Origin of the sequence: Cupriavidus sp. WS, from assembly GCF_000395345.1 — a bacterium.
GTDB lineage: Bacteria > Pseudomonadota > Gammaproteobacteria > Burkholderiales > Burkholderiaceae > Cupriavidus > Cupriavidus basilensis_B.
This window is the reverse complement of sequence record NZ_AQPL01000197.1, coordinates 1-576: the sequence shown is the minus strand read 5'-3', so window position 1 is coordinate 576 and position 576 is coordinate 1. Positions and strand designations below refer to the sequence as shown.

The window sequence follows — 576 nt, the reverse complement described above, 5'->3', positions numbered from 1 at the left end:
ATGGTCCCGGCCGCGCCGCGCCGGCGCAGGCAGTGGTGCAGGGAGCTATTTCATAACAAGTCGCAAAGACAAAACGGTTCGACACAGGAGACAGTCAATGTACAACCTCATATCAAGAACCCGGCGGGCGGTCCTGCTCGCCGCCGGCCTCGGCGCCGCATTGGCGTGCGGCGCCGCCGCGGCCCAGGTCAAGGAAATCCCGATCGGCTTCGTGCTGCCCCTGTCCGGGGGCGCCGCCACCATCGGCAACCAGACCAAGCAGGGCGCCGAGATCGCCGCCGAGCAGATCAACCAGGCCGGCGGCATCCGCTCGCTCGGCGGCGCGAAGCTCAAGCTGATCTTCGCCGACAGCCAGTCCAAGCCCGACGTGGGCGTGGCCGAGACCGAGCGCCTGATCCAGCGCGAGAACGTGCCGCTGATCGTGGGCGCCTACAACAGCGCCGTGACCTTCCCCGCCACCGAGGTGGCGGAGCGCTACAAGGTACCCTGGGTCGTGACCGGCGCGGTCAAGGACGAGATCACCGAGCGCGGCTTCAAGTACGTGTTCCGCCCCAACAACAAGGCCATCTACGACGC

1 protein-coding gene is annotated in these 576 nt (G+C 67.4%); it reads left to right on the top strand.

The annotated features are described in order from the left end of the window. Window positions 1–97 precede the first annotated feature (97 nt). On the top strand, window positions 98–576 hold a 479-nt coding region (locus K206_RS0116485), incomplete at its 3' end, for an ABC transporter substrate-binding protein (protein ID WP_020203495.1).